Origin of the sequence: Aromatoleum evansii (genome assembly GCF_012910805.1) — a bacterium.
Taxonomy (GTDB): Bacteria; Pseudomonadota; Gammaproteobacteria; order Burkholderiales; family Rhodocyclaceae; genus Aromatoleum; species Aromatoleum evansii.
This window is the reverse complement of record NZ_WTVK01000124.1, coordinates 1-4,204: the sequence shown is the minus strand read 5'-3', so window position 1 is coordinate 4,204 and position 4,204 is coordinate 1. Positions and strand designations below refer to the sequence as shown.

At 70.5% G+C, this 4,204-nt stretch carries 5 protein-coding genes; all 5 read left to right on the top strand.

Translation table 11 applies throughout. The features are described from left to right. Positions 1–547, top strand: a 547-nt coding sequence (locus tag GO615_RS27165; protein WP_169132968.1) for an ABC transporter permease, incomplete at its 5' end; no start/stop codon positions are given. Next, positions 548–1,312: an ABC transporter ATP-binding protein gene (locus tag GO615_RS27160; protein WP_169132967.1), complete on the top strand. Its 765-nt coding sequence runs from the start codon at positions 548–550 to the stop codon at positions 1,310–1,312. Next, on the top strand, positions 1,305–2,099 hold the full coding sequence (locus GO615_RS27155) for an ABC transporter ATP-binding protein (RefSeq protein WP_422614264.1): 795 nt from the start codon (positions 1,305–1,307) through the stop codon (positions 2,097–2,099). Before GO615_RS27160 ends, GO615_RS27155 begins: the two co-directional genes overlap by 8 nt. 59 nt (positions 2,100–2,158) lie before the next feature. Continuing rightward, on the top strand, positions 2,159–3,133 hold the full coding sequence (locus tag GO615_RS27150) for a PQQ-dependent catabolism-associated beta-propeller protein (protein ID WP_169132966.1): 975 nt from the start codon (positions 2,159–2,161) through the stop codon (positions 3,131–3,133). 16 nt (positions 3,134–3,149) lie between these two features. Then, positions 3,150–4,204, top strand: a 1,055-nt coding sequence (locus GO615_RS27145) for an ABC transporter substrate-binding protein (protein WP_246262496.1), incomplete at its 3' end; no start/stop codon positions are given.

The following is a 4,204-nucleotide window of genomic DNA, read 5'->3' as shown; positions in this document are numbered from 1 at the left end:
GCTGGCGATGGCGATCGGTGCCGCGATCGGCATCGCCATGGGACGCTGGCGCCGGCTCGATGCGCTGCTCGACGGCTGGCTCGTGCTCGGGCTCAACATCCCGGCGCTGGTGACCATCATCCTGTGCTACGTGTGGTTCGGCCTCAACGACGCGGCCGCCATCGTCGCCGTCGCCGTGAACAAGATCCCCACCGTCGTCGTCACCGTGCGCGAAGGCGCGCGCGCCATCGATGCCCGCCTGATGCAGGTCGCCCACGCCTACCGGCTGCCGCGGCTGCGCACCTTCACCCACGTCTATCTGCCCCAGCTCTATCCCTACCTGATGGCAGCGGCGCGCTCGGGGCTGTCGCTCATCTGGAAGATCGTCCTCGTCGTCGAGCTTCTCGGGCGCAGCAACGGTGTCGGCTTCCAACTCAACCTGTTCTTCCAGCTCTTCGACATCGCTGGCATCCTCGCCTACACGCTCGTGTTCGCCGCCGTCGTGCTCGTCGTCGAAGCGGCCGGCCTGCGCCCGCTCGAGCGGCGGCTCACGCGCTGGAGAAGCTGAATGCTCGACATCGCCATCGACCGCAAGACCTACCCCGACCGCGCCGGCGCCCCGCACCTCGCGCTCGCGGGACTGCACCTCACGGCCGCCCCCGGCGAGTTCGTGTGCGTCGTCGGCCCCTCGGGCTGCGGCAAGAGCACGCTGCTCAACGTCGTCGGCGGCCTCGACCGCGATGTCGAGGGCCGCGTGCGCCTGGCCGGCGCCGACAGCGCCCACGACATTGGCTTCATGTTCCAGGAGCCGCGCCTGATGCCCTGGCTCACCGTGCTCGAGAACGTCCTCCTCGTCACCGACGCGAGCCCCGCGGCGCGACAGCGCGCGCGCGAACTCCTCGTCGCGATGGGCCTCGCCGACGTGCTCGACGCCTACCCCGGGCGGCTGTCCGGCGGCATGCAGCGGCGCGTCGCGCTCGCGCGCGCCTTCGTCATCGAACCGAAGCTGCTCCTCATGGACGAGCCCTTCGTCTCGCTCGACGTGCCCACCGCCAACCGCCTGCGCGCGATGCTGGTCGAACAGTGGCAGCGCTCGCGCGCGACCGTGCTCTTCGTCACCCACGACCTGCGCGAAGCGCTCGCGCTCGCCGACCGCATCTGCTTCCTCTCGGCCGCCCCCGGGCGTGTCGTGCTCGAACTCCCCCTCACGCTCGCACGTCCGCGCGCCCCCGATGGTGCTGCCGTGCAGGCGCTGCACGCCGAGCTTCTTGCCCGGCACCCCGAGCTCCTCGCCGGGCTCACCAGCGACCCGCACGAGACCCAGGATGAATGAACGCATGAACACGGCCGTCGACGTCTCCCCCATGACCCGCAATGCGACGCAGGCGGGCGCCGCGCTCGAGCTCGCCGACGTGCGCAAGGCCTACGGCGCGCGGGAAGCCCTGCGCGGCGTCACGCTCGCCGTGCGCCGCGGCGAGTTCGTCGCGCTGCTGGGCCCCAACGGTGCGGGCAAGAGCACGCTGTTCCAGCTCCTGACCGGCCTCTTCAACGCCGACTCCGGGCTGCTCGTCGTGTGCGGCCACGACATCCGCAAGGCGCCGGTCGCGGCGCTCGCGCACCTGGGCGTGGTGTTCCAGCAGAGCACGCTCGACCTCGACCTGGGCGTCGCCGCGAACCTCAAGTTCCACGCCGCGCTGCACGGTCTCGGCGGGCGCCACGCACGCGAACGCGTCGCCGACGCGCTGGCCCGCCTCGGCCTCACCGAGCGCGCAGGCGACCCCGTGCGCGAACTCTCCGGCGGCAACCGGCGCAAGGTCGAGCTTGCGCGCGCCCTCGTGCACGAGCCCGCGGTGCTGCTCATGGACGAGGCCACCGTCGGCCTCGACCCCGCCTCGCGCCGCCAACTCCTCGACGAAGTGCTCGCGCTGCGCGACCGTGGGGTGGCCGTGCTGTGGGCGACCCACCTCGTCGACGAGGCCGAAGCGGCCGACCGCGTCGTCGTGCTGCACCGCGGCCAGATCCTCGCCGAAGGGCCGCCCGCGGCGCTCGCCGCACAGGCGGGCGCGACGACTCTCGCTGCGGCCTTCCTGGCGATGACCGGCGACGAGCGCAGCGACTGAACACCTTCCCGACATAAGAACCGACATTGAAAATCCGACCCCGAGAGGAGCCCCGCCTGATGTTCCGCCCCCGACTCATCGCCGCCTGCGTCCTCACGCTCGCCGCGGGCGCCGCCGCCGCCAAAGGCACCGGCTACGTCTTCGTCAGCAGCGAGAACGACCACGCCGTGACCGTGCTCGACAGCAAGAGCTGGCAGGTCGTCAAGACCATCGCCACCGGCCAGCGTCCGCGCGACATGCGTCTCGCGCCCGACCGCAGCCAGCTCTATGTGATCGCGAGCAAATCGAACCGCGTCGACGTCATCGATATCGCCGGGCTCAAGGTGGCGCACAGCATCCCCGTCGGCGAGGATCCCGAGATGTTCGACCTCTCGCCCGACGGCAAGCGGCTTTACGTCTCGAACGAGGAGGACGCGCAGGTATCCGTGATCGACGTCGCGACGAAGAAGGCCGTCGCCCGCATCGAGGTCGGCGAGGAGCCCGAGGGCGTGCGCCTGTCGCCGGACGGCAAGCGCGTGTATGCGACCTCCGAAGTCGCCAACATGGTGCACGTCATCGACACCGCGACGCACAAGATCCTCGCCAACGTCGTCGTCGCCAACCGCCCGCGCCGTTTCGCGATGACGCCCGACGGCGCCGAGGTGTGGGTCACGAGCGAGCTGGGCGGCAAGGTCACGGTGCTCGACGGTGCAACGAACGCGGTCAAGGCCACCGTCGCCTTCACGCCCAAGGGCTTTCGCGCCGACGACGTCACCCCGGTCGGCATCGCGATGACGGGCGACGGCAAGACCGCCTACGTCACGCTCGGGCGCGCCAATCACATCGCAGTGGTGAACGTTGCCAGCCGCAAGGTCGAGGATTACGTGCTGGTGGGCAACCGTGCGTGGGGAGCCACGCTCAATCGCGACGGCAGCCTCCTGTTCGTCGCCAACGGTCTTTCGGACGACATCTCCATCATCGATACGAAGAGCCGCAAGGTGCTGCGTTCGGTGCCGGTCGGGCGCGTGCCGCACACGGTGGTGATCGACGATTGAGGGCGGCCCCATGCGCATGAACTTCGGACGACTCCTGCGGGTGAGCCTCGGCGTCACCGCGCTCGCCTTAACCGCCTCGGCCTTTGCCGCCACCAGCGTGCGCCTCGCCCACCTCGAGCTGGAGAGCGATGCGCGCTACGACGAGACGAAGCTCTTCTTCCGCGGCCTCGCCCAGCCCCTCGGCCGGCCCTTCGCCGGCGCCGAGGTCGCGCTGCGTGAAGCGCGCTTCGTCGGCCAGGCGGTGGGCGCCGAGTTCGCGCTCGAACGCGTTGCCGGGACGGACGCCAAGGCGCTCGTGGCCGCGATCGACAAACTCAACAAGGAAGGCGTGCGCTACTTCCTCCTCGATGCCCCCGGTGCGGTGGTCGCCGAGCTCGCGAAAGCCCTGCGCGGCCGGGAGCTGCTGCTCTTCAACGTCTCCGCACCCGACGATGCGCTGCGCCAGGCGCAGTGCCAGGCGAACCTTCTGCACACCCTGCCCAACGACGCGATGCGCATGGACGCGCTGGCGCAGTACCTGGTGTCGAAGAAGTGGAGGAACGTCCTGATGCTCGAAGGCCCGCGCCCCGAGGACAAGCTCATGGCGGAGGCCTTCGACCGTGCCGCGAAGCGCTTCGGCGTGAAGCTCGTCGAGCGTCGCCCCTTCGTGCTCTCCAACGACCCGCGCCAGCGCGACCAGGGCAACGTCGCGCTGCTCACCGCCGGCAGTGATCACGACGTCGTCTTCGTCGCCGACACGGACGGCGAGTTCGCGCGCAGCGTCCCCTACCGCACGGTGCGCGCGCGCCCGGTGGTGGGCAGCGAAGGCCTCGCCGCGGCGGCCTGGTCGTGGGCGTGGGAGCGCCACGGTGCGCCGCAACTCAACAGTCGCCTGGAAAAGCACGCCGGGCGCAAGATGGCCGACCCCGACTGGGCCGCGTGGATCGCGGTGAAGGCGGTGGTCGAGGCGGTGGTGCGCACGCAGAACGCTCCCTTCGCCACGGTCGCGAAATACCTCAAGGGCGAGGAGATCACGCTCGACGGCTTCAAGGGCAACCGCCTGGGCTTCCGCCCGTGGGACAACCAGCTGCG